The sequence below is a fragment of the Inhella gelatinilytica genome, from assembly GCF_016093295.1.
Lineage (GTDB): Bacteria > Pseudomonadota > Gammaproteobacteria > Burkholderiales > Burkholderiaceae_C > Inhella > Inhella gelatinilytica.
In genome coordinates this window covers 1-1,110 of record NZ_JAEDAL010000023.1, presented here as the reverse complement: position 1 = coordinate 1,110, position 1,110 = coordinate 1, and the positions used below count along the sequence as shown (strand labels likewise).

The window sequence follows — 1,110 nt, the reverse complement described above, 5'->3', positions numbered from 1 at the left end:
GTGCTCAGCGAACCGGCCCCAATCGCGTTGGAAATTCAACTGCAAACCCATTGATGAATGGCTGCGCCATTCATCAGGGCTGAATATTGCTTGCAATTAGTGGGGAAGCCCTTGTAGTTTGAGTTCAGCGGCGCGCTTTAGCGCGTCCGCTGGAACGAATTGTTAGCCGTTTGGGGCTTCGACATGTTTCTTGAAGTTGTTGAGGATACTCTGCCAACCTTGCCTCTGCTGTTCTGCAGAATTCTCATCTTCCGCATCGAACGTTTCGGCTAGCCTTGTCCCCTTCGTGGTTTGTGAGAACTCGATGGTTACGAGTCTGTTGTCCCCGAGTTCGAAGTGCAACGATTGCTGCGGCACGACCTTGGTGAAGACGCCTTCGAAATCAAAACCGAAAGATCCATCTTTAGCCTCCATGCGGTACTTGAATTTGCCCCCAACTTTCAAATCAACTTCAGCGCTAGGACAGCACCACTCATCAATCGCAAAGTTCCATTTCGTTATGTGATCGGGAGTTACCCAAGCATCCCAGACGCTTTTGGGTGGTGCTGCAACTTCGGTTTCGACTGTGATCTTCATGGTTAACTCCGGTTGTTGATGTTGGTGACGGCTAACATAGAAGCTGATCGGCGAGCGGCGGCTTACCGACGCGAGTCGGTTCGAGCACCTGGTTAGCCAACAATGTTCGCAAGGGCAACCGCTCCAATAAGTACAACCGGACTAAAGAAGAGCATATAGCGAGCCGCCACAATCATTCGACTGACACCGGCCGGATATGACTGCTTGGGAAGCTCACTATCAAACAGCATTTTTCCAATAGCAATTGAGTTGCTCATTCCAACGTCTGACTTTGCGCCGAGTTTTGCAAAGTAGTCGTGATCAATAGTTCGCAGCCTCTTCATGGCAATGCGAGCTACCGTGTAGTAGATCGCAACGTACAAAGCAGCTAGGGAGATCCAATCTCTCGCTTCCATTGCATCCTTTGTTGGCTAACAATCAGCGTTTATCTGCCGCGCCACGAACATGGCGAGCGGCCTGAGCGGAAATCGCGGCAGATAAACCATGTTGGACTGAACCGTCGCGGCGACGGTGGCGGGGGCCTAGGGGATTGGA

The 1,110-nt window shown here is 51.5% G+C and carries 2 protein-coding genes; both read right to left on the bottom strand.

Annotation, left to right across the window (positions count from 1 at the left end; translation table 11 throughout):
• Positions 1-162: 162 nt before the first annotated feature.
• Positions 163-576, bottom strand: coding sequence for an SRPBCC family protein (locus I7X43_RS16270; RefSeq protein WP_198102006.1), 414 nt, complete (start codon positions 574-576; stop codon positions 163-165).
• A 92-nt stretch (positions 577-668) separates the two neighbouring features.
• A complete protein-coding gene (locus tag I7X43_RS16265; RefSeq protein ID WP_198102005.1) occupies positions 669-971 on the bottom strand; it encodes a hypothetical protein in 303 nt (100 codons plus the stop codon).
• Positions 972-1,110: the final 139 nt, after the last annotated feature.

What these genes read in the sequence shown, in the direction of transcription:
- I7X43_RS16265 (WP_198102005.1), bottom strand. Translation starts at nt 971, where the DNA reads ATGGAAGCGAGAGATTGGATCTCCCTAGCTGCTTTGTACGTTGCGATC.
- I7X43_RS16270 (WP_198102006.1), bottom strand. Translation starts at nt 576, where the DNA reads ATGAAGATCACAGTCGAAACCGAAGTTGCAGCACCACCCAAAAGCGTC.